The following is a 20,552-nucleotide window of genomic DNA, read 5'->3' as shown; positions in this document are numbered from 1 at the left end:
CGCTATTTTTTCCAACGATCCTTTATCATCGAAAGGAAGCGATCCCCTCATGCTCAAGGCCCTGTCCAGACCCGCGGTCAAGCTGGTCGAGAAGTACCTGCCCGATCCCTACATCTTCGTGCTGCTGCTGACCCTCATCGCCGCGGCCGCCGCCATCGCCGTGGAGCGCCAGACGCCGCTGGCGGTGCTGCGCTTCTGGGGCGATGGCTTCTGGAACCTGCTGACCTTCTCGATGCAGATGCTGCTGGTGCTGGTCACCGGTTTCATGCTGGCCAGTTCCCCTCCCGTCAGCCGCCTGCTGCAGCGGCTGGCGGGCCTGGCGAAGAATGCCGGCGCGGCCATTGTGCTGGTCACCCTGGTGTCACTGGTCGCCAGCTGGATCAACTGGGGCTTCGGCCTGGTGGTGGGCGCGCTGTTCGCCAAGGAACTGGCCCGCCAGATCCGGGTGGACTATCGCCTGCTGGTCGCCAGTGCCTACTCGGGCTTCATCGTCTGGCACGGTGGGCTAGCCGGCTCGGTGCCGCTGGTCATCGCTACCGAAGGCCACTTCGCCGTCGAGCAGATCGGCGTGATCGGCACCGGCGAGACCATCTTCTCGCTGTTCAACCTGGCCATCGTGCTCTGCCTGTTCATCGCCGTGCCGCTGGTCAACCGGATGATGCTGCCGGACGAGAAGGACAGCGTCTACGTCGACCCCAAGCTGCTGGGTGAGGTGGAGACACGACGGCCGCGCATCACCCGTCCGGCGGAGCGCCTCGAGAACAGCATGACCCTGGCCTGGCTGGTCGGCATCCCCGGCTTGCTGTTCCTGCTCGACCACTTCGTGCTGCGCGGCGGCGGCCTCAATCTTAACGTGGTCAACTTCCTGTTCCTGTTCCTGGCCATCGTGCTGCACCGCACGCCCCAGAGCCTGCTCAACAGCCTGCAGGAGGCCATCAAGGGCGGGGCCGGCATCGTCATCCAGTTCCCCTTCTACGCCGGTATCATGGCGATCATGGTGCAGTCGGGACTGGCCGAGAGCCTGTCCGAGGCGCTGATCTCCTTCGCCACTGCGACCACCCTGCCCTTCTGGTCTTTCCTCAGTGCCGGGATCGTCAACATGTTCGTGCCCTCCGGCGGCGGCCAGTGGGCGGTGCAGGCCCCGGTGATGCTGCCGGCGGCCCAGGCCCTGGGCGTGGACATCCCTCGGGTGGCCATGGCCGTGGCCTGGGGGGACGCCTGGACCAACCTGCTGCAGCCCTTCTGGGCCCTGCCGGTACTCGGCATCGCCGGGCTCAAGGCCAAGGACATCATGGGCTTCTGCCTGATCCAGCTGTTCATCACCGGGGCGATCATCGCGGTCGGCCTGACCTGGTTCTGACCCCCGAGCGAGCCCCGCACTCCGGCATATGCCTGGCTTCCCTTGCGGGAGCCAGGCGTTATGCTGTCAGGACACCTCAGGAGGACACCGCGATGGACGAACACTCACTGCCCGGCCAGCACGAACTGACGATGACCGTGCTGATGACCCCGGACATGGCCAACTTCAGCGGCAAGGTGCACGGTGGGGCCATTCTCAAGAAGCTCGATGAGGTGGCCTATGCCTGTGCCAGCCGTTACTCAGGCCACTACGTGGTCACCCTGTCGGTGGACCAGGTGCTGTTCAAGCAGCCGATCCATGTTGGCGAGCTGGTCACCTTCCTGGCCAGCGTCAACCATGTGGGCCGTTCCTCCATGGAGATCGGCATCAAGGTGGTGGCCGAGAACATCCGGGACAAGGTGATCCGACATACCAACAGCTGCTACCTGTCCATGGTCGCGGTGGACGGCGATGGCAAGCCGGCCCGCGTCCCGCCCCTGCCGCTCGCGACACGAGCCCAGAAGCTGCGTCACGAGAAGGCGGCCCTGCGCAAGAAGCTGCGCAAGCAGGCCGAGGAGGAGGAGCGCCGTACCCAGGACGAGCACGGCGCCGCCTTGTCAGCCGGCGAGGAGCCGTGAGAGCGGTTCAGCCGCGGTCCGCCCCGGGGCTCAGTCGCAGCTTTTGATCAGTAGCTGCTTTCCTGGATGGCCTCACCGCCTTCCTCGATGTCCTGTCCGGCACCGCGGATGGTGTTGCAGCCGCCCAGCAGCGACGCAGCAAAGAGGGCGACCAGGATCAGCGAGAGCATGCGCTTCATGAGATTCTCCTTGTGCAGTGGGCGGGCTATGCCCCTCTCAATCTAGCACGCTGCCCGGGCTGCAGCCGTCTTGCAGACGGTACCGACACCCCCCGGCCTCACGCCAGCAGCAGCCGCAGGATGATGACGACGATCACCCCGACGGTCAGCCACTTCACCACGAAGGCTCCGCGCGGGCTCATGTTGACCTGTACCGCCAGCCAGGCGCCGGACATGCTGCCCGTGGCCAGCACCAGGCCGTAGGCCCAGCGCACTTGGTCGTGATAGAGGAACATCGTCAGCGCCGGCAGGGTATACACCAGTACGATCAGCACCTTGAAGGCGTTCACCTGGGCCAGGTCGATCCTCAGCATGCGGTAAAGCACTACCATGAAGAGGATGCCCACCCCCACCTGCAGGAAGCCACCGTAGATGCCGATGGCGAACATCGCCAGATAGACCGCCGGGGTGAGGCGCTCCGGTGTCAGCGGGCGGGTCTCCAGCCGTGGCTGCGGCAGCAGCATCAGCAGGGCCGCTCCCGCCATCACCACGATCAGGATCGCCTCGAACAGGGCGTCGCCGGTGCGCAGTGCCAGCCAGACCCCGAGCAAGGAGCCGAACACCGCCGGTACCGAGAGGCGCAGACTCAGTCCCACGTGCCGTGCGCCGGCCCGCAGGAAACTGGCCACCGCCGAGACGCTCTGCAGGGCGATGGAAACGCGGTTGGTACCATTGGCGACCTGAGGCGGCAGGCCCAGAAACATCAGCAGCGGCAGGGTCAACATCGACCCCCCTGCCGAGAGCACGTTGATGAACCCCGCCAGGCTGCCGACCAGCAACAGCGCCAGCGCCTCGAGCAGTGTCATGGGCGAATCCCTTCGTCATGGTAGCCGTGGTAAGCAAGGCAGGCGCCCAGCATAGCGGCAGGGGTGGGAGGAAGGAACCAGCTGTTACGCGGCTTTTGTGCCATGATGGCAGCCTGATGGCCTGGCCAGACCCCAAGGAGCCCCCATGTCCGACTTCGAACCGGATGCCCGCCTGGTGGAAGACAGCTACCCCGTCACCGAACTGCCACTCTGCCAGCTGCGCCTCATGAACGACGCCCGCTTTCCCTGGCTGCTGCTGATCCCGCGTCGGCCTGGCGTCAGCGAGGTGTTCGAGCTCGACGAGACCGAGCAGCAGCAGCTGTGGCGCGAGGCCAGCCGGGTCGGCCAGGCTTGCAAGGCCTTCCTGGGGGGCGACAAGCTCAACATCGCCTGCCTGGGCAACATGGTGGCCCAGCTGCATGTCCATGTGGTCGTGAGGCGCCGCGGCGATGCCGCCTGGCCGGGGCCGGTCTGGGGCCATGGCACGCCCGAGGCCTATGACCTGGATACCCTGGCCGACAGGCGCGCCCGCCTGCTGGCGCAGGTTGAGGCGCTGGACCTTCGCTCAGGGGAGAAGTCCCAGGCGTGACTGCAGGTCCGTCAGCAGCGGGTCGAGGATTCGCGGCGGCAACGGCCGGCCGCCTCGGCTGGCGGTTGCGGAAAGCCGCGTCTGGCCGGTGTCCGGCATGACCTCCAGCCGGACCCGGTAGCCCGGCGAGCGGGCCAGCACCGCCTCCAGACGGCCCAGCTCGAGATCCCCATGACGGATCACGTAGCCGCGATCCATCAACAGGCCGGCGGCCTCGCGCAGGGTGAGCGCCGGCGGGGTCGGCAGGTCGAGGGTGCGAGGCACCGGGGGCGGCGGCGACGTGGCACAGCCGGCCAACCCCGCCAGCAGGACCGCCACCACCATCACGTGTCTCATCGGGCCACCTCCCCGGCCAGCTGCAGGCGGATGGCGGTGTGCAGACGCTGGCAGAAATCGGCGTCGCTGGCGGTACGCGACTCCACCAGGTCACCGCGCCAGCCGAACAGACGCAGGTCGCGGGTCACCTGCAGCGTTTGCTCGCCCACCATCACCGACACCCGCTCGACCCGGGTGGCCTCGTCGGTCACCGGACCGATGCCGGTTCCGATGCCCAGCATCACGCCGGAGGCCACATGGCCGCGCCCCCCCAACACGAAACCGCCTAGGCGTGGCCAGGGATCGATCCCGTGATAGTGATAGAAGGTGCGTTGGCTACGCTCGGCACTGACCAGTCCCAGGCCGGTGTCGGTATGGCGGATCAGGAAACCTTCCTCCTCCAGTGCCGAGGCCACGGCGTCGAGTGTCACGTTGCGCGCCGCCTCGGGGGCTGGCCAGTGACATGCCTCGGCGGGAAGCGGCTCGGCCTGCGGCAGGGTCGAAGGGGTAGCCTGGCAGCCGGCGAGCCACATCAGGACGATGACCAGGATCCAGGCACGCATGGCGATCTCCAGAAGCGTTGCTTTCAGTCTAGGCGCGAAGCCAGCGTGGGGGAAACGTCTGCCGGTAACCGGCTCTCTCCCCTTGCAGTCGGCCGCTCCCGCCTGCATATCATGGCCAGTGGCTATGACGGCCATGGAAAGAATCTGCTTACCCGGTGCTCCCCACCGACCTACACTGTGAATCCAAGCACTTAGCGTAACCGTGAGCAAACGAGAAAGGAGGCACTGCATGAGCGACACCAACGCGATCGGACTCTACGAGTCCAGCGCCAGCCAGCTGGCGGAGAAGCTCAACGAGTTGCTCGCCAACTACCAGATCTTCTACATGAACGTGCGCGGCTACCACTGGAACGTGAAGGGACCGCAGTTCTTCCAGCTCCACGAGAAGTTCGAGGAGTTCTATACCGACCTGCTGGTGAAGGTCGACGAGGTCGCCGAGCGGATCCTTACCCTGGGTCACACGCCGGTGCACGCCTACAGCGACTACGTGAAGCTCGCGCGCATCCAGGAAGACAAGCATGTGCACGAGGGCCAGGCCTGCGTGCGCGGCGTGCTCCAGGGCTACCAGACGCTGATCGAGCTGCAGCGGGAGCTGCTCTCGTTGGCCTCCGATGCCGATGACGAGGGTACCGCGGCCCAGGCCGGAGACTACATTCGCGAGCAGGAGAAGACCGTCTGGATGCTGGACGCCTACCTGGGGTGATCCATGACGACCGAGCGTCGAGCACTGCCCCTGGCAACCAGGGGCGGCGCCTTGTCATGGTCCCGCGACCCGAAGCGCTCCGTTGGGCGGGCAAATGGGGAGACAGCGTGGAAGCCGGCACATATTAGCAAACACCGCTATCGAGTGATCGACGGCGACGTATACTGAAACACAGGGAACGCCAAGGGGGAATCCGGTCACCATTCCAGGAGGACACCTTATGCGCCTGCGTCTCTTGATGGCACCGCTGCTGGGCCTGGCCATCGCCCTGATCATCGCCACCCCGGCCCTGGCCGATCACTCGCGCCATGGCGGCTACCACGCCCAGCTCTCCGGCGCCGACCACCTGCGCTATAGCGCCGACCCACGCCAGCGTCACTACCGGCCCTTCCTGCGGGATAACCGCCGCCTGCGCCATTACAGCAGGCCCCTCCTGCGCGACAATCGAGGCCATCCGCGCCATTACAGCAGGCCCTTCCTGCGCGACAATCGAGGCCATCCGCGCCATTACAGCAGGCCCTTCCTGCGCGACGACAATCGAGGCCATCCGCGCCATTACAGCAGGCCCTTCCTGCGCGACAACCGCCACCACCGGGGAGGCTTTCGCTCCGGCCGGCATCTGACGCCGAAGGGCATCGCGCCTCGCCGACCGCTGCACTTGCCGAACCACCGCTTCGACCAGCGGCGCTACCGGGCCCCGTCGCGGCACGGGCCGAGCTTCCGGATACGCATCGACTAGGCTCAGCCCGGGGCCTGGTGGGCTCTCCTGAATGGATCAGTGATCCGGCGAGACCGCCAGGTCCTCGACCAGCGCCCGCAGCAGGCCCCAGAACTCCTCCACCGAGGCGAGCTCCACCCGCTCGTCAGGCGAGTGGGCCCCGCGGATCTGCGGGCCGAAGGAGATCATCTCCAGGTGTGGGTACTTGCCACCGAGGATGCCGCACTCCAGGCCGGCGTGGATCACCTTGACCTCGGGATCGGCCCCCAGACGCTGGCGATGCAGCCGGCAGAAGCGGGCCAGTAGCGGACTCTCCGGATCCGGCGTCCAGCCCGGGTAGGCATTCTCGACCCGGGTACGCGCGCCGATCAGCTCGAACAGCGCCCGGAAGCGGTCGGCGAGACCGGCCGTGGCGCTGTCACGCAGTGAGCGCACCAGGGCGCAGAGATGCAAGCGTCCGTCCGCCAGGCTGACCACGCCCAGGTTATTGGAGGTCTCCACCACGCCGGGGATCTCGACGCTCATCCGCTCGACGCCACAGGGCGCCGCATGCAGGGCGGCCACCAGCAGCTGGCTGGCATGCAGCGTCAGTACCGTCTCAGGCGGCGTCTCGCAGGGCGCGAGGCTCAGGGTCACGCCCTCGTCGACGCCGGCCAGCTCGGCACGCAGCTCCCCTTCCAGGGCTGCCAGCCGGGTGCGGACCGGCTCGAGTTCCTCGGCCGGCAGCGCCAGGATGGCGAAGGCCTCCCGGGGCAGGGCATTGCGCAGCGTGCCGCCTCGGTAGTCGGCCAGCCGGGCGCCGAAGGCCTCGAGCCGGCGCAGCACCCGCACCAGCAGGCGGTTGGCGTTGCCCCGCCCCTTGTGAATGTCGATGCCGGAATGCCCCCCGGTCAGCCCGGTAAGCGCAAGGCACACGGCCCGCTCACCCTCGGCCAGCGGCTCGGTGTGCAGCCGGGCATCGACGATGACATCGGCACCGCCGGCGCAGCCGATGTAGACCTGACCGCGATCCTCGGAGTCCAGGTTGAGCAGCAGACGCCCCTCGAGCCAATCCTCGGCCAGATTCAGGGCGCCCCCCATGGAGGACTCTTCTTCCAGGGTGAACAGGGCCTCCAAGGGGCCATGCACCAGGGTCTCGTCTTCAAGGATCGCCAGGGCCGCGGCCACGCCCAGGCCGTTGTCGGCCCCCAGGGTGGTGTGGCGGGCGTGCAGCCAGCCGGCCTCCACATAGGTCTCGATGGGGTCGCGGGTGAAGTCGTGGGGATGATCGGCATTGGCCTGGGCCACCATGTCCAGGTGACCCTGCAGGATCACCCCGGGGGCCTGCTCGTGGCCCGGAGAGGCGGCCTTGCGGATGCGCAGGTTGCCGAAGGCGTCGCGGTCATGGGCCAGGCCCAGGCCGTCGGCCCAGCGCTGCAGGGTGGTCACCAGGGCCGCCTCGTGGCCGGAGGGTCGTGGCGTATCGCACAGGGTGCGGAAGTGGCGCCACAGCGGCGCCGGCGAGAGCTGCTCGAGATGGGCGTTCATGGGCGTCTTCTTGCCGTGGACCCGTTGACTCTACCGGCCGTCTCCCGTCTTGGAAAGGCTCACCCCGTCGAGATGGTGCGCCACCGCTTCCCGCAGCCACGCCATCACCTCCCGCCCCCCGCTCACCCCGAGCTGGCGGGCCAGCCAGGCCGTGTCGCGCCCCTGGAAGGCCCAGGCGACCAGTAGCGCCAGGTCGGCATCGCGCTGGCCGGCCACCGCGGCCCGCCGGAGCAGGCCCTGCAGGGCGGGCCGGGCCAAGGCGGGGTCACGGTGGCCATGGGCCACGTCCTCGAGGTCCCGGGCGTCGTCGGCTGCACTCGGCTCGGCCCCTGCCTCGGCCAGCAGGACCAGGGCCACGTCCGGCGCCAGTTCGCGCAGCTCGAAGGCCAGAAGGCCCGGCAGCTGGCGATGGAAGCGCCGAGCCAGACGCTCGGCTAGCACCTCGCCGGCTGGGCTCACGGGTGCCACGACCATCAGTGCATGCTCGCCGGTGGCGGTCTCGCGGGTCAGCCCCAGCCGCACGGCACGAAAGCCGTTGGCCTGCCAGAAGGCGATCAGCACGGGCTCGGCACCAAAGCTTGCGCCCAGCAGGTCGATGCCGTCGTCCCAGGCCGCCTCACGCTCCGCGGCCAGCAGGTGCCGCCCCAGCCCCTCGCGGCGTCGACCGGGGTGCACGGCGATACGCGACACCCGACGCAGGCGCGCCATCAGCGCCGTTCGCTCGCCGGCATGGGCGGCCAGCGACTGGGCCAGCAGGTGCCCCCGCGGGCGACGCTCGCCCCGGGCCACCCGCTCGGCCAACTCGCTGCCAAAGCCCCCCTCATCACCGGTGACCACCACCGCTTGGGGGCCAGCCGAGGCCTCGAGGCTCACGATGCGCGTCCCGGGGCCATCGAGCAGCCGCCGCAGGTCGGCGGGGGTAGTGCGATAATGGGCCTGGACCAGCAGGCCGAACAGCGCTCTCAGGCGCGGCTCGTCGCGGGCCAGCGCCTCCCGGTCGGCGACCCGGCGGCCGGGGACATCACCCGAGGCCGGTGGCGGCTCGGCATCCAGCATCAGCAGCCGTGTGGTAATCGCCTCCAGGGGATCCCCCGCGGCCCAGCGGATCGGCTCGGTCAGGTGCAGGGCCCGCCAGGCCGGGGTAAGCCGATCCAGGCGCTCGCGAAAGCGCAGGGCGAAGCCACGCCCCGAGCCCTCGTAGCCATGCACCGTGGTGGCGAAGGCGATCCGCGGGAAGGCAGCGAGCCACTGCCCCAGCAGGGCCGCCGGGATGGCCGCGGCCTCGTCGACCAACAGCCAGCTGCCCGGTCCACCGACCTCATCGCGGGCGACACGGGCCGCCAGCTCGTCGGGAGCCAGGAACTGCACGCTGCCCGCCCCCACCCGAAAGCGGTGGCCCTGTTGCTCACCATCAGGGCAGAGGGCCGCCAGGCGCTCGAACAGTCCCGTCACCGCCGAGGGCCGCGGTGCGGTGACCAGGATCACCGAGGCCTCCCCTGCCGCTGCGCCCCGGGCAAGCAGGCGCGCGCAGGCGATGCCCAGGGCCGCCGTCTTGCCCCGCCCGCGATCGGCGGTGAGGACCAGGGGCCGTCGACGGCGCAACCGGGTCAGCCGTGCCACCGCCTCGGCCTGGTCGGCGGTCAGATAGTCCGGGTCCTCGCCTCCGCTCGAGGCGGACGGCTCGCCCTCGACGCCTGGCGCCAGGGAGGGCACCTCGGGTGTCTCGCCCTGCCAGCGGATCACCGCCGGTTCAGCCGCCAGCCGCCGGGCCAGGCGGGCCAGGTAGCGGGTGGTCAACTGATTTGGCCGCCAGGGATGCTCGGCCAGTCGCGCATAGTCGGCGTCGGGCCGCACGCCCCAGTCGTCGGGGGTGATCAGCACCAGCAGGCCACCGGCGCACAAGGTGCCGGAGAGCGCCCCGAAGGCATCCGGGTCGAAGCCGGCCGCCTCGGTGCTGGCGTCGATGACCACCAGGTCGTGCTCGCCCCCCAGCCGGGTGCGGGCCCGGGAGGGGGGCAACTGCCGGGCTGGGTCGAGCCCCGCCGGCGCCTCGGGGCCGATCCACAGCGGGGCCCACCAGCCCACGGCGTGCCACAGGCCCAGCGCCCGCTCGATGCCCACCCCGGCCGCGGCATGGATCCACACCAGCCCCCGCCAGCGGCGGGCGGCGAGGTCACGGCGGTGGGCCAGCAGCAAGGAGAGGGCATCAGCGGGCATGGCCGGCTCCGTCTCGGCTTGAACTTTGGTAGGGACTGGCCAGGGTATTCAACGCGCCCATGGTCTTCGGCAGTGCAACATGATGGTCATACCCTCGTTTTATACGACTGATAACCAAGGAGTTTCAGGATAACAACCGGCATGGAAAGCGGGCTCGACCGGTCGGTCAGCGGCCTCGGCGCGATTGTCGATCATTCGTGTCGGCTCATGCTAGCTTGATTTGGCAGCCTGCCCGCCGGGCCCTCTGCCTGGGCATGGCTACCGGTCGCCGGGAGGGCGTCGGACAGGCAGGGTCCCGGCTCGGCGCGTCTCGACTAGCGGAACAACCCACAGGGAGCAGCACATCATGCACAAGATCGCGCACTTCAGCCTCACCGGTCTGGCGGCGGGCATCGCCTTTGCGGCCGTGAGCTCCACCGCCCAGGCCCAGGAGCAGTGGACCATGACCACCACCTGGCCGGACAACCTGGACCTGATCCAGATCGACCGCCACTGGGTCGAACTGGTCAACCACCTGGTCGGCGACGAGCTTACGATCGAGTTCCGCGCCGGCGGCACCCTGATGCCCGGCACCGAGGTCTTCGATGCCACCCAGACCGGCAGCATCGAGGCCGCCGGCGACTGGCCCGGCTACTGGGCCGGCTACAGCCCGGCCTTCTCGCCGTTGGCCACCACCACCAGCCTGTTCAACGGGGTCGACTATCTGAACTGGATCATGCAGTGGGGTGGCTGGGAGCTCTACCAGGAGGTCTACGGCCAATACAACATGGTCTACCTGCCCTACGGTATCACCAACAACGAGTCCGGTTTCCGCGGCAACACCCCTATCGAGAGCATCGCCGACCTGGAAGGCAAGCGCCTGCGCCTCTCCGGTCGTGACCAGGGTCGCGTGCTCGAACAGCTCGGCGGCTCCCAGGTCACCCTGGCCGGCGGCGAGATCTACCAGGCCATCGAGCGCGGCGTGGTCGACGCGGCCGAGTTCTCCACGCCGGGCGTGGATTACAAGGCGGGCTTCAGCGAAGTGGCCGACTACTGGTCCGTACCGGGCTGGCACCAGTCCGCCAGCGTGTTCGGCGTGATGATCAACCAGGACGCCTGGGACGCCCTCTCTGAGGAGACCCAGGAGACGCTCAAGATCGCCGCCGAGGCTACCATGGCCTGGTCGCTGGCCTGGTCCGAACGCCAGTCCACCGAGGGGACGGTGAAGTTCAAGGAGGATGGCACCGAGATCCACCAGCTCTCCGAGGACGACCTGGCCGAGATCCAGGACATCACCAACGAGGTGATCGTGCAGGGGGCCTGCGAGGACCCGATGCACGCCAAGATCTACCACTCCATGATCAGCTACCTTCAGCACTACGCCCACTGGCGTGATATCTCGGTGCCTTACAACATGAGCCGCGTCATCGATGACCTCCCGCCCCTGGAGGAAATCGAGGCCTGCATGTAAGGCAATCGCCAGGGCCTTTTCTCTATCGGAAGGTCCACTGGCCGGCCAGCGCCCCGCGCTGGCCGGCCGACGGTCGTGTTCCCACTGATTCACGAGATCCTCGCTCATGAACGCCATTGCCAAGGCCATCGATACCCTCAACGAGGGATTCGGTCGCCTGATCGCTCCGCTGATCGCCGTGATCACCCTGATCGTGATCTACGACATCGCCATGCGCTTCTTCATCGGGCGCCCCAGTGACTGGGCCTTCGATGTCACCAAGATGCTGTTCGGCGTCCACTTCATGCTGATGGCCGCCTACGGGCTGCGCCACCATGCCCACGTGGAGGTCGACGTCCTCAAGCGGCTGTTGTCGCGCCGCAAGCAGGCCGCCCTCGAGATCATCGGCTACCTGATCTTTTTCGTGCCCTTCATCTGGATGCTGCTCACCCTGGGCTGGGACTTCTTCATGCGCTCCTTCAGCCGCAGCGAGACCACCTATGGCATGGTGGCGATTCCCGTCTATCCGGTGAAGGCGGTGATCGTCATCGCCGCCATGCTGATCCTGCTGCAGGCCATCGCCATCGTCATCCGTGCCATCCAGCAACTGCGCGAGGAGAAGACCCCATGAGCCCCGAAATGCTCACCCTGTTCATGTTCGGCGGTCTGCTGGTTGGCCTGTTCATGGGCCATCCGCTGGCCTTCGTGCTGGGCGGCATCGCCGTGCTGGGGGCCTGGCTCGGTCCGGGCGCCAAGATCCTCGGCACCCTGATCAACAACATCTACGGCAATGCCATGGACAACTATGTCCTGGTGGCCATCCCGCTGTTCATCCTGATGGCGCGCTTCCTCAATGACTCGGGGGTCACCGAGAAGATGTTCGAGGCGATGCGCCTGCTGCTCGCCAACCTGCGCGGTGGCCTGGCACTCACCGTGGTCATCGTCTCGGTACTGCTCGCCGCCACCACCGGCATCGTCGGCGCCTCCATCGCGGTGATGGGCATGATCGCCCTGGTGCCGATGCTCAAGTACGGCTACAACAAGCAACTCAGCACCGGGGTGATCATGGCCAGCGGTTGCCTGGGCATCCTGATCCCGCCGAGTATCATGCTGATCCTGATGGCCAGCTACTCGCCGGTCTCGGTGGGCGCGCTGTTCGCCGGCGCCCTGGTCCCCGGCCTGCTGCTTGGCGTGATGTACGCCCTCTATGTCTTGATCATCTGCCACGTCAAGCCCTCCTATGGCCCCCTGGTGCCGGCGGAGGAGCAGGCCGAGACCAGTACCCGCGAGTTGCTGATCATGCTGGCCAAGTACGTGCTGCCGCCCATGTCATTGATCCTCGGCGTGCTGGGCGCCCTGTTCACGGGCATCGCCACCGCCACCGAGGCCTCGGCCATTGGCGTGACGATCGCCTTCGTGCTGTTTTTGATCTTCGGCGATCGCAAGGCCTCGACCTGCTACCGCACCCTGATCGAGGCCAGCAAGACCACCACCATGGTGATGCTGGTACTGGTGGGGGCCACCGCCTTCACCGGGGTCTTCTCCCGGGGCGGGGGCATGCAGGTGATCCATGAGGTGGTGATGGCCATGCCGGGCGGGACCACCGGGGCGCTGATCCTGATGCTCTTTCTGGTGTTCATCCTGGGCATGTTCCTGGACTGGACCGGCATCGTGCTGTTGAGCTTCCCGATCATGCTGCCGATCGTCGAGAGCATGGGCGTGGATGTACTGTGGTTCGTGGTGATGGTCGCCGTGGTGCTGCAGACCTCCTTCCTCACCCCGCCGTTCGGCTATGCGCTCTTCTACCTGAAGGGCGTGTCGCCCAAAGGGGTCGAGATCGTCGACCTCTATCGCGCGGTGATCCCCTTCTGTGCCCTGATCGTACTGGCCTGTGTGCTGATGGCGGTCTTCCCCGCGCTGGTTACCGGCCTGCCGGCGGTACTGCTGGGCCGCTGATCCCGGCGCTTGCCACCCTTGCCGCTTTTTTCGCCCCCTGCCGCCGCCGTGCGACAGGGGGCGCCGTCGTCCCGGGGCACGCACAATGGCTGCAGCGCTCCGGACCAGCTGATACACTGCCTCAGCCGCGAATGTCTCGCATCTATCCTTCTCCCGCCTGCATTGCAAGGAGTTCCCGTTGGCCAGTCCTGCCCGCTCACGGGCCCCCGTTTCGTCGCGCCGACTGTCGCCGCCGTTCAATGTCTGGAGTGCACTGACCCTCGGCATCGCCCTGATCGTGGCACTCCCGGTCATCATCGTGCTGGCCCATATCGTCATGCCCACCGAGGGGATCTGGGGGCACCTGGGCAGTACCGTGCTGCCGCGCTATCTTGTCAACACCCTGTTTCTGGTGGTGAGCGTCGGGTTCGGCACCTTCGTCATCGGCACCGGCACCGCCTGGCTGGTGGTGATGTGTCGCTTCCCGGGGCGGCGGCTGTTCGAGTGGGGCCTGCTGCTGCCGCTGGCGGTGCCCACCTACGTAATCGCCTACGCTTACACCGACTTCCTGCAGTTCGCCGGTCCCTTCCAGAGCTGGCTGCGCGAGTTGTTCGGCTGGAGCCACGGCGACTACTACTTCCCCAATATCCGCTCCTTGGGGGGGGCGGCCACCCTGATCACCCTAGTGCTCTACCCCTATGTCTACCTGCTGGCGCGGGCGGCCTTTCTCGAGCAATCGGTATGCGTGCTGGACGTGGGCCGTACCCTGGGCCGCGGACCCTGGCGGCTGTTTGGAAGCGTCGCGCTCCCGCTGGCGCGCCCGGCCATTGTCGGCGGCGTCTCACTGGTGCTGATGGAAACCTTGAACGAGTTCGGCGCCGTACAGTTCTTCGGCGTCGACACCTTCACCACCGGCATCTACCGGACCTGGTTCGGCATGGGTGAACAGGTGGCCGCCGCCCAGCTCGCCGCCTGCCTGCTGGCCTTCGTCATCGCCTTGGTGCTGCTCGAGCGCGCCTCGCGCGGCAAACGCCGCTACCACCACACCACTAACCGCTACCAGCAGCTTCCCGAGTACCGGCTAGGCGGCTGGCATGCCGCCGGCGCCGTCCTGGCCTGTGCGCTGCCGGTGCTGATCGGTTTTTTGATCCCCAGCGGCATCCTCACTCAGCTGGCCATCGAGCAGGGCGACAGCCTGTTCGGCACCCGCTTTCTCGGCTATGCACGCAATAGCCTGCTGCTGGCCGCCATCGCCGCGCTGATCGCCGTAGTGCTGGCAGTGGTGCTCAGCTACGGGGTGCGGCTCAACAATTCGCCCTTGACTCGCCTGGCCACGCGCATCGCTGCCATGGGCTATGCCGTGCCTGGCTCGGTGGTGGCGGTGGGCATCCTGATTCCCTTCGCCTGGCTGGACAACGCCATCAACAGCTGGCTGCTGGCGCATCAGGGGGAAGTGATCGGGCTGATCTTCAGCGGCTCGGCGTTTATCCTCATCTACGCGTACGTGGTGCGCTTTTTGGCGGTGTCCTTCAATGCCGTGGAGGCGAGTCTGGGCAAGGTAACGCCGAGCATGGACGCCGCGGCGCGCACCCTGGGGCAGAGCGCCGCCGGCACGCTCAAACGCGTTCACACCCCCATCATGCGCGGCAGCCTGATCGCCGCCAGCATCCTGGTGTTCGTGGACGTGATGAAGGAACTGCCGGCCACGGTGATCCTTCGCCCCTTCGACTTCGATACCCTGGCGGTGCGTGCCCACAACCTAGCCTCGGACGAGCGTCTCGCCGAGGCCTCGACGGCCTCACTGGCCATCGTGGCTGTGGGCATAATCCCGGTGATCCTGCTCAGCATCGCCATGCGCCGCTCCCGCCCCGGCACCGGCGACGCCGGAGGGAAAGACGAACACCTGTGACAGGTCGAGGTGGATATCCACCGGCTGCCCGTCGGCGGGCAGAAAGACGCCCGGCATGCGGGCGTGCAGGTGAGCTTCGCGGCCATCCTCGCCGTGGGCGCAGATGTGCAACAGGCTGCTGCGGCCGAGCAGCTTGGCCATGATCACATGGCTGTAGCGGTGCACCGCAGCCGGCGCCTCGCGCTCGACGACGCGCAGCGCCTCGGGGCGGATCATCACCAGGGCTTGGCTGCCCTCGGCCAGCCAGCCGGCGCCTACCGTCCCCACCGGGGTCTGCACCCGGCCGTTGCGCACCTCGCCGGTCAACTCGTTTACCTCCCCGAAGAAGGACACCACGAAGGGGTCGCAGGGCGTGCAATAGAGCTCGCGCGGGGTCCCCGTCTGCACGATGCGCCCGTCGCGCATCAGGGCGATGCGGTCGGCCATGAACATGGCCTCCTCCGGGTCGTGGGTGACCAGCAGTGTCGCCGCCCCCACCTTCTTGAGCACGTGCAGGGTATCGTCGCGGATGCGGTCGCGCAGCCGCGCATCGAGGCTCGAGAAGGGCTCGTCGAGCAGCATCAACTGCGGGGCGGGGGCCAGCGCACGCGCCAGCGCCACGCGCTGTTGCTGGCCACCGGAGAGCATGTGCGGGTAGACGTCGACATAGCCCGCCATGCCCAACTGCTCGAGCAGCGCCACCGCCCGGCGGCGCCGCTCACGGGGCGGTTCACCCTTGAGGCCGAAGGTGACGTTCTCGAGCACCGTGAGGTGAGGAAAGAGTGCCGAATCCTGGAACGCCAACCCCACGTTGCGCTTCTCCGGCGGCACATGGCGCCCGTGCGGCACGGCGATATCGCCGCCGTTGAGGGCCACGCGACCCTGCTGGAGCACCTCTAGCCCGGCAGCGATACGCAGCAGGGTCGTCTTGCCGCAGCCGGAGGGCCCGAGCAAGCAGACGACCTCCCCGGGGGCCACGTCCAGATCGACGCCCTGCACCACGTCATGCTTGCCGAACGCATGGTGTACGCCCTGCATCGACAGGACCGCCGCGGGTCGGGCCAGTGATGCCTCCGGTTGCTTCAGTTTGCGAGTCATAGGGTCACGCCGGTGGGTCGAGGTGAGTGAATGACATGTCCATCATAACCGAAATGCTCGCTGAATGCGTTTGCAAGCGACTCGCATTCCGTCACTTTCTTGATCGGCCGGGGTTGCAATCGTTGCATGACGCTGGAAGGCCAGGCGGGCGCACATCGGCAAATGCTTGACGAACGAGACAATCGAGGCTTCAATGGAACTGTCAATAATGCAACGTATTATCATTCATCCGGGGTCGACTACGAGGTACACAATGATCAAGCATGCGCGTCTTGCCCTTCCGCTCGCTGTCGCCATGGCCGGCTCGGCACTGGCCAGCGGCGTCGCCGCCGATGAGGTCAACCTTTACTCCGCTCGCCACTACGACTCCGATGAAGCCCTCTACCAGGCCTTCACCGAGGAGACCGGCATCGAGGTCAACGTCCTGGAGGGCGACTCCGACCAGCTGATTGAACGCATCCAGCGCGAGGGCGTGGCGAGCCCGGCGGACGTGATGATCACCGTGGATGCCGGTCGACTGTGGCGCGCCGAGCAGGAAGGCATCTTCCAGGGCATCGAGTCTGAGATGCTGGCCGAGCGCCTGCCCGAATCGATGCGCCATCCGGAAGGCAAGTGGTTCGGTTTCAGCCAGCGCGCCCGCGCTATCTTCTACAACCCCGAGACCATTGACCCCAGCCAGCTCTCCAGCTACGAGGACCTGGCCGACCCGGCCTTCGAGGGTCAGGTGTGCATCCGCTCCTCGAACAACATCTACAACCAGTCGCTGCTTGCCTCGCTGATCGCCCACCACGGCGAGGAAGAGGCCGAAGCCTGGGCCCAGGGCGTGGTCGACAACATGGCGCGCGACCCCGAAGGCGGCGATACCGACCAGATCCGAGGCGTGGCCAGCGGCGAGTGTGACATTGCCGTGGCCAACCACTACTACTACGTGCGCTTGCTGAAGTCCGACGACGCGGCGGATCGCGAGGTCGCGGAAAGCGTCGAGATCCTCTTCCCCAACCAGGACGGCCGCGGCACCCACGTCAACGTGGGCGGTGCCGGCGTGGTCGAGGGGGCGCCCAACGAGGAGAATGCCATCCGCTTCCTCGAGTTCCTCGCCTCTGACCAGGCGCAGGAACTCTTCGCGGCCGGCAACTACGAGTTCCCGGTCGTCGAAGGCGTGGCCAAGGACGAGGTGCTGGAGTCCTGGGGCGACTTCAAGAAAGATGAGCTCAACGTCAGCGAACTGGGCGAGAACAACCCCGAGGCGGTACGCATCTTCGATCGCGTCGGCTGGCGGTAAGCCTTCAGCCAATAAGCTCAAGCCGACAACGCCACCGCAGCCGCGGTGGCGTTTTTCATTCGACCGTACAATGGGGCAAGAAAGCCTCAGTGGGCCTCGTCCCAGTTGGTCCCGCTCTCGGCCTCGACGATCAGCGCCACGTCCAGCGCGGCGGCGGCCTGCATGCGGCTTTTCACCTCCTCGATGAAGGCCTCGACCTGGGCCTTCTTGACCTCGAAGACCAGCTCGTCGTGGACCTGCATCACCATCACGGCATCGAAGTTTTCGTCCCGCAGCCAGGCATCGACGTCGATCATCGCGCGCTTGATGATGTCTGCCGCCGTGCCCTGCATGGGCGCATTGATGGCGGTACGCTCGGCGCCCTGGCGCCGGGCACGGTTCTGAGAACGGATTTCCGGCAGGTATAAGCGCCGACCGAAGACGGTCTCCACATAGCCGTCCTCGGCGGCCTGGGCACGGATGCGCTCCATATAGCGGGCCACACCGGGGTAGCGGTCGAAGTAGCGGTCGATGTAGGTCTGCGCCTGACCGCGCTCGAGGTGCAGCTGGCGCGAGAGGCCCCAGGCGCTCATACCGTAGATCAGCCCGAAGTTGATCGCCTTGGCGCTGCGCCGCTGGTCAGGCGTGACCCGATCAGGCGCCACGCCGAACACCTCGGCGGCGGTAGCGGCGTGAATATCGCGCCCCTCGGCGAAGGCCTCGAGCAGCCCCTTGTCGCCGGAAAGGTGCGCCATGATGCGCAGTTCGATCTGCGAGTAGTCGGCGGCGACGAGCCGGTAGCCCCGCCGGGCCACGAACGCCTGGCGGATCTTGCGCCCCTCTTCGGTGCGAATGGGGATATTCTGCAGGTTGGGATCCGATGACGACAGTCGCCCGGTGGCGGTAACCGCCTGGTGGTAGCTGGTATGCAGCCGGCCGGTGGCCGGGTTGACCAGGCGCGGCAGCTTGTCAGTGTAGGTGGACTTGAGCTTGGCCAGGCCGCGGTGTTCGATGATCACCTTGGGCAGCGGGTAGTCCAGCGCCAGCTCCTCCAGCACCGCCTCGGCCGTGGAGGGCGCCCCCTTGGGGGTCTTCTTGATCACCGGGATCTTCTGCTCCTCGAACAGGATCTGGCCGAGCTGCTTGGGCGAACCGAGGTTGAACGCGCGTCCGGCGAGCTCATGGGCCTTCGCCTCCAAGTCGTGGATGCGCGCCTCCAGCTCCTGGCTCTGGACGTGCAGGCGCTCGGCGTCCAGCGCCACGCCATGGCGCTCCATGCGCGAGAGCACCGGGACCAGCGGCAGCTCGAGCGTCTCGAGGATCTCGGCGAGGCGCCCCTCGGCGTCTACCCGGGGCCGCAATTCGTGGTGCAGGCGCAAAGTGATGTCCACGTCCTCGCAGGCATAGGGCGCGGCCTGCTCCAAGGCAACCTGGTTGAAGGTGAGCTGCCTGGCGCCCTTGCCGGCGACCTCCTCGAAGGAGATGGTCTTCTCCCCCAGGTACTTGAGTGCCAGGGAGTCCATGTCGTGGCGGGTGGCGGTGGAGTCGAGCACGTAGGACTCGAGCATGGTGTCCTGAAGCGGCCCGAGTACCTCGATGCCCTGGCCGGCCAGTACCGAGAGGTCATACTTGAGGTTCTGGCCGATCTTGGTCTTGCCCGTATCGGTCCATAGGGGGGTGAGGGTCTCGAGCACCGTCGCGCGGTCGAGCTGCTCGGGGGCATCGAGGTAATCGTGAGCCAGCGGAATATAGGCGGCCTCGCCCGGCGTCAAGGCTAGCCCCACGCCGACGACCTCGGCCTCCATGTAGTTGAGGCTAGTGGTCTCCAAGTCAAAGCAGAAGGCCTCGGCGTCCTTGAGGCGGGCCAGCCAGGCGTCCAGCTCGGCCTGCGCGAGGATCACGCTATCCTGGCGCCCGGCACTGCCGCGTTCGCCGCCGTCGCCTTCCTCGGCAGCCTTGGCCGGTGTGCCGCCGGCGACATCATCGACGCCCTCGTCGCTGCCCTCTAGCAGCTCCGACAACCAGGCCTTGAACTCCAGGCGGCGGTAGAGCTCGAGCAGCGCCTCGCGGTCGGGATGGGCGATGTCCAGGTCATCGAGGCCCACCGGCAGCTCGCAGTCGGTCTTGATGGTGGCCAGCGCCTGGGACAGGAAGGCCTCGTCCCGGTGGGCCTCGAGCTTCTTGGGCAGGGTCTTGGCGCCGCGAAAACCCAGGGTCTTGACCTTCTCCAGGTCCGCATAGACGGCCTCCAGGCCGCCGTCCATGCCCTGCAACAGGCCCAGGGCGGTCTTCTCACCGACCCCCGGCACGCCGGGAATGTTGTCCACCTTGTCGCCCATCAACGCCAGGAAGTCGACGATCCGCTCCGGCGGGAGGCCGAACTTCTCCTTCACCCCCGCGACGTCCAGGGTCTCGTCCTTCATGGTGTTGACCAGCGTGATGTGCTCGTTGACCAGCTGGGCCATGTCCTTGTCGCCGGTGGAGATCACCGCATCGCGGCCGGCCTCGGTGGCCCGGCGCGCCAGGGTGCCGATGACATCGTCGGCCTCCACCCCCTCGATGCACAACAGCGGCAGGCCCAGCGCCTTCACGCACGCGTGGAGCGGCTCGACCTGGGTGCGCAGGTCATCGGGCATCGGTGGCCGGTGGGCCTTGTACTCCTCGAAGAGCTCGTCGCGGAACGTCTTGCCGGGCGCGTCAAAAACCACCGCCATGGGGCTCTCCGGATAGTCCTTGATCAGGCGCTTGAGCATGTTGAGCACGCCCTTGATGGCCCCGGTGGGCTGGCCATCCGAGGTGGACAGCGGCGGCAGGGCATGAAAGGCCCGGTAGAGGTAGGAGGAACCGTCGACGAGAACGATGGGAGTGTCGGCCATGTATCGGCATTCCTTGCAAGCTGGGCAGAATGGAGTGGCGGGTGGGTTAAGCGTGATCCTGAGTATCCATGATACGTAAGCGCTCCACCAACCCCATCTATACCGGCCTCGGTCAGGCCGGTAGGGTGTCTTTCCAGCGCCAGGGCATCAGCGTGCCGAGATCGTCATCCTCACCGAGCATCGGCAGGGTCTCGAACACGAACTGCAGGTAGTCGTAGGGTGAGAGGCCATTGGCCTTGGCCGTCTCGATCAGGCTGTAGATTGCCGCGCTGGCCTGCGCACCGCTCGGTGTGTGGCTGAACAGCCAGTTCTTGCGGTTATGCGCAGCTGCGCATAACCGCAATTATGCCCAGCTCGGGATTATGCGCAGTTGATCAGTCGCCGTTTCTGCAACGCACTGACTATCAACGGAAGTCACTGCCCAAGCGAAGA

Annotated in this window: 18 protein-coding genes and 1 pseudogene; 10 read left to right on the top strand and 9 right to left on the bottom strand. The window is 67.1% G+C overall.

Going from position 1 to position 20,552, the window contains the following annotated elements; all coding sequences use genetic code 11:
* Positions 1–49: 49 nt before the first annotated feature.
* Positions 50–1,360, top strand: a complete 1,311-nt coding sequence (locus tag FHR94_RS17740) for a short-chain fatty acid transporter (protein WP_183327803.1) — start codon at positions 50–52, stop codon at positions 1,358–1,360.
* A gap of 92 nt (positions 1,361–1,452) precedes the next feature.
* Positions 1,453–1,977: an acyl-CoA thioesterase gene (locus FHR94_RS17735; RefSeq protein WP_183327801.1), complete on the top strand. Its 525-nt coding sequence runs from the start codon at positions 1,453–1,455 to the stop codon at positions 1,975–1,977.
* Positions 1,978–2,024: 47 nt separating this feature from the next.
* Here FHR94_RS17735 and FHR94_RS17730 read toward each other — a convergent pair whose 3' ends face one another.
* Both FHR94_RS17730 and FHR94_RS17725 read right to left on the bottom strand, forming a co-directional pair.
* Positions 2,025–2,156: an entericidin A/B family lipoprotein gene (locus FHR94_RS17730; RefSeq protein ID WP_183327799.1), complete on the bottom strand. Its 132-nt coding sequence runs from the start codon at positions 2,154–2,156 to the stop codon at positions 2,025–2,027.
* Between the two features lie 98 nt (positions 2,157–2,254).
* Positions 2,255–3,001, bottom strand: coding sequence for a sulfite exporter TauE/SafE family protein (locus tag FHR94_RS17725; protein WP_183327797.1), 747 nt, complete (start codon positions 2,999–3,001; stop codon positions 2,255–2,257).
* Positions 3,002–3,146: 145 nt separating this feature from the next.
* Between FHR94_RS17725 and FHR94_RS17720 the strand changes: the two genes are divergently transcribed.
* Positions 3,147–3,590 (top strand): HIT domain-containing protein, encoded by a 444-nt coding sequence (locus FHR94_RS17720; protein WP_183327795.1) that lies wholly within the window; start codon positions 3,147–3,149, stop codon positions 3,588–3,590.
* Here the strand turns inward: FHR94_RS17720 and FHR94_RS17715 are convergent.
* Together FHR94_RS17715 and FHR94_RS17710 are read right to left on the bottom strand one after the other, a co-directional pair.
* The gene (locus tag FHR94_RS17715; RefSeq protein WP_183327793.1) at positions 3,567–3,926 is read right to left on the bottom strand and encodes a hypothetical protein; all 360 of its coding nucleotides are present in this window, start codon (positions 3,924–3,926) and stop codon (positions 3,567–3,569) included. The genes FHR94_RS17720 and FHR94_RS17715 overlap by 24 nt on opposite strands.
* Positions 3,923–4,468 (bottom strand): hypothetical protein, encoded by a 546-nt coding sequence (locus FHR94_RS17710; protein ID WP_183327791.1) that lies wholly within the window; start codon positions 4,466–4,468, stop codon positions 3,923–3,925. Before FHR94_RS17710 ends, FHR94_RS17715 begins: the two co-directional genes overlap by 4 nt.
* A gap of 229 nt (positions 4,469–4,697) precedes the next feature.
* Here FHR94_RS17710 and FHR94_RS17705 point away from each other — a divergent pair, with 229 nt between their 5' ends.
* Positions 4,698–5,171 carry a Dps family protein gene (locus tag FHR94_RS17705; protein WP_183327790.1) on the top strand — a complete coding sequence of 158 codons (474 nt, stop codon included), beginning with the start codon at positions 4,698–4,700 and terminating at the stop codon, positions 5,169–5,171.
* 220 nt (positions 5,172–5,391) lie between these two features.
* Positions 5,392–5,910, top strand: coding sequence for a hypothetical protein (locus FHR94_RS17700; protein ID WP_183327788.1), 519 nt, complete (start codon positions 5,392–5,394; stop codon positions 5,908–5,910).
* A gap of 36 nt (positions 5,911–5,946) precedes the next feature.
* Here the strand turns inward: FHR94_RS17700 and FHR94_RS17695 are convergent, their stop codons facing one another.
* Both FHR94_RS17695 and FHR94_RS17690 read right to left on the bottom strand, forming a co-directional pair.
* Positions 5,947–7,416 carry an aminoacyl-histidine dipeptidase gene (locus FHR94_RS17695; protein WP_183327786.1) on the bottom strand — a complete coding sequence of 490 codons (1,470 nt, stop codon included), beginning with the start codon at positions 7,414–7,416 and terminating at the stop codon, positions 5,947–5,949.
* A gap of 30 nt (positions 7,417–7,446) precedes the next feature.
* Positions 7,447–9,633, bottom strand: a complete 2,187-nt coding sequence (locus FHR94_RS17690; protein WP_183327784.1) for a tRNA(Met) cytidine acetyltransferase TmcA — start codon at positions 9,631–9,633, stop codon at positions 7,447–7,449.
* Between the two features lie 346 nt (positions 9,634–9,979).
* Here FHR94_RS17690 and dctP point away from each other — a divergent pair, with 346 nt between their 5' ends.
* The 4 genes from dctP to FHR94_RS17670 all read left to right on the top strand — a co-directional run bounded on the left by dctP (position 9,980) and on the right by FHR94_RS17670 (position 14,906).
* Positions 9,980–11,083: a TRAP transporter substrate-binding protein DctP gene (gene dctP / locus FHR94_RS17685; RefSeq protein ID WP_183327782.1), complete on the top strand. Its 1,104-nt coding sequence runs from the start codon at positions 9,980–9,982 to the stop codon at positions 11,081–11,083.
* A gap of 106 nt (positions 11,084–11,189) precedes the next feature.
* Positions 11,190–11,693, top strand: a complete 504-nt coding sequence (locus tag FHR94_RS17680; protein ID WP_183327780.1) for a TRAP transporter small permease subunit — start codon at positions 11,190–11,192, stop codon at positions 11,691–11,693.
* Positions 11,690–13,018: a TRAP transporter large permease gene (locus FHR94_RS17675; RefSeq protein ID WP_183327778.1), complete on the top strand. Its 1,329-nt coding sequence runs from the start codon at positions 11,690–11,692 to the stop codon at positions 13,016–13,018. Before FHR94_RS17680 ends, FHR94_RS17675 begins: the two co-directional genes overlap by 4 nt.
* A gap of 223 nt (positions 13,019–13,241) precedes the next feature.
* Complete coding sequence (locus tag FHR94_RS17670) at positions 13,242–14,906, top strand: ABC transporter permease (protein ID WP_425485401.1); 1,665 nt, start codon at positions 13,242–13,244, stop codon at positions 14,904–14,906.
* On the opposite strand, the gene FHR94_RS17665 is transcribed toward FHR94_RS17670, so the two are convergent.
* Positions 14,796–15,983 (bottom strand): ABC transporter ATP-binding protein, encoded by a 1,188-nt coding sequence (locus FHR94_RS17665; protein WP_183327774.1) that lies wholly within the window; start codon positions 15,981–15,983, stop codon positions 14,796–14,798. The genes FHR94_RS17670 and FHR94_RS17665 overlap by 111 nt on opposite strands.
* 253 nt (positions 15,984–16,236) lie before the next feature.
* On the opposite strand from FHR94_RS17665, the gene FHR94_RS17660 reads away from it, so the two are divergent.
* Positions 16,237–17,265, top strand: coding sequence for a Fe(3+) ABC transporter substrate-binding protein (locus FHR94_RS17660; protein ID WP_183327772.1), 1,029 nt, complete (start codon positions 16,237–16,239; stop codon positions 17,263–17,265).
* A gap of 86 nt (positions 17,266–17,351) precedes the next feature.
* Here FHR94_RS17660 and polA read toward each other — a convergent pair whose 3' ends face one another.
* A complete protein-coding gene (gene polA / locus FHR94_RS17655) occupies positions 17,352–20,120 on the bottom strand; it encodes a DNA polymerase I (protein WP_183327770.1) in 2,769 nt (922 codons plus the stop codon).
* Between the two features lie 112 nt (positions 20,121–20,232).
* Positions 20,233–20,436 (bottom strand): annotated as a pseudogene (locus FHR94_RS17650) (transposase domain-containing protein); the annotation flags it as partial.
* Positions 20,437–20,552 lie beyond the last annotated feature (116 nt).

Source organism: Halomonas cerina (genome assembly GCF_014192215.1).
GTDB classification, from domain to species: Bacteria; Pseudomonadota; Gammaproteobacteria; order Pseudomonadales; family Halomonadaceae; genus Halomonas; species Halomonas cerina.
The sequence above is the reverse complement of the archived record's forward strand: the minus strand, read 5'-3'. Positions and strand labels throughout refer to the sequence as shown.

Excerpts from the sequence above, each read along its gene's own strand:
- FHR94_RS17700 (WP_183327788.1), top strand. The coding sequence starts at position 5,392 with ATGCGCCTGCGTCTCTTGATGGCACCGCTGCTGGGCCTGGCCATCGCC.
- FHR94_RS17690 (WP_183327784.1), bottom strand. The coding sequence starts at position 9,633 with ATGCCCGCTGATGCCCTCTCCTTGCTGCTGGCCCACCGCCGTGACCTC.
- FHR94_RS17730 (WP_183327799.1), bottom strand. The coding sequence starts at position 2,156 with ATGAAGCGCATGCTCTCGCTGATCCTGGTCGCCCTCTTTGCTGCGTCG.
- dctP (WP_183327782.1), top strand. The coding sequence starts at position 9,980 with ATGCACAAGATCGCGCACTTCAGCCTCACCGGTCTGGCGGCGGGCATC.
- FHR94_RS17680 (WP_183327780.1), top strand. The coding sequence starts at position 11,190 with ATGAACGCCATTGCCAAGGCCATCGATACCCTCAACGAGGGATTCGGT.
- FHR94_RS17695 (WP_183327786.1), bottom strand. The coding sequence starts at position 7,416 with ATGAACGCCCATCTCGAGCAGCTCTCGCCGGCGCCGCTGTGGCGCCAC.
- FHR94_RS17720 (WP_183327795.1), top strand. The coding sequence starts at position 3,147 with ATGTCCGACTTCGAACCGGATGCCCGCCTGGTGGAAGACAGCTACCCC.
- FHR94_RS17660 (WP_183327772.1), top strand. The coding sequence starts at position 16,237 with ATGATCAAGCATGCGCGTCTTGCCCTTCCGCTCGCTGTCGCCATGGCC.
- FHR94_RS17710 (WP_183327791.1), bottom strand. The coding sequence starts at position 4,468 with ATGCGTGCCTGGATCCTGGTCATCGTCCTGATGTGGCTCGCCGGCTGC.
- FHR94_RS17725 (WP_183327797.1), bottom strand. The coding sequence starts at position 3,001 with ATGACACTGCTCGAGGCGCTGGCGCTGTTGCTGGTCGGCAGCCTGGCG.
- polA (WP_183327770.1), bottom strand. The coding sequence starts at position 20,120 with ATGGCCGACACTCCCATCGTTCTCGTCGACGGTTCCTCCTACCTCTAC.
- FHR94_RS17715 (WP_183327793.1), bottom strand. The coding sequence starts at position 3,926 with ATGAGACACGTGATGGTGGTGGCGGTCCTGCTGGCGGGGTTGGCCGGC.
- FHR94_RS17675 (WP_183327778.1), top strand. The coding sequence starts at position 11,690 with ATGAGCCCCGAAATGCTCACCCTGTTCATGTTCGGCGGTCTGCTGGTT.
- FHR94_RS17665 (WP_183327774.1), bottom strand. The coding sequence starts at position 15,983 with ATGACTCGCAAACTGAAGCAACCGGAGGCATCACTGGCCCGACCCGCG.
- FHR94_RS17705 (WP_183327790.1), top strand. The coding sequence starts at position 4,698 with ATGAGCGACACCAACGCGATCGGACTCTACGAGTCCAGCGCCAGCCAG.
- FHR94_RS17735 (WP_183327801.1), top strand. The coding sequence starts at position 1,453 with ATGGACGAACACTCACTGCCCGGCCAGCACGAACTGACGATGACCGTG.
- FHR94_RS17740 (WP_183327803.1), top strand. The coding sequence starts at position 50 with ATGCTCAAGGCCCTGTCCAGACCCGCGGTCAAGCTGGTCGAGAAGTAC.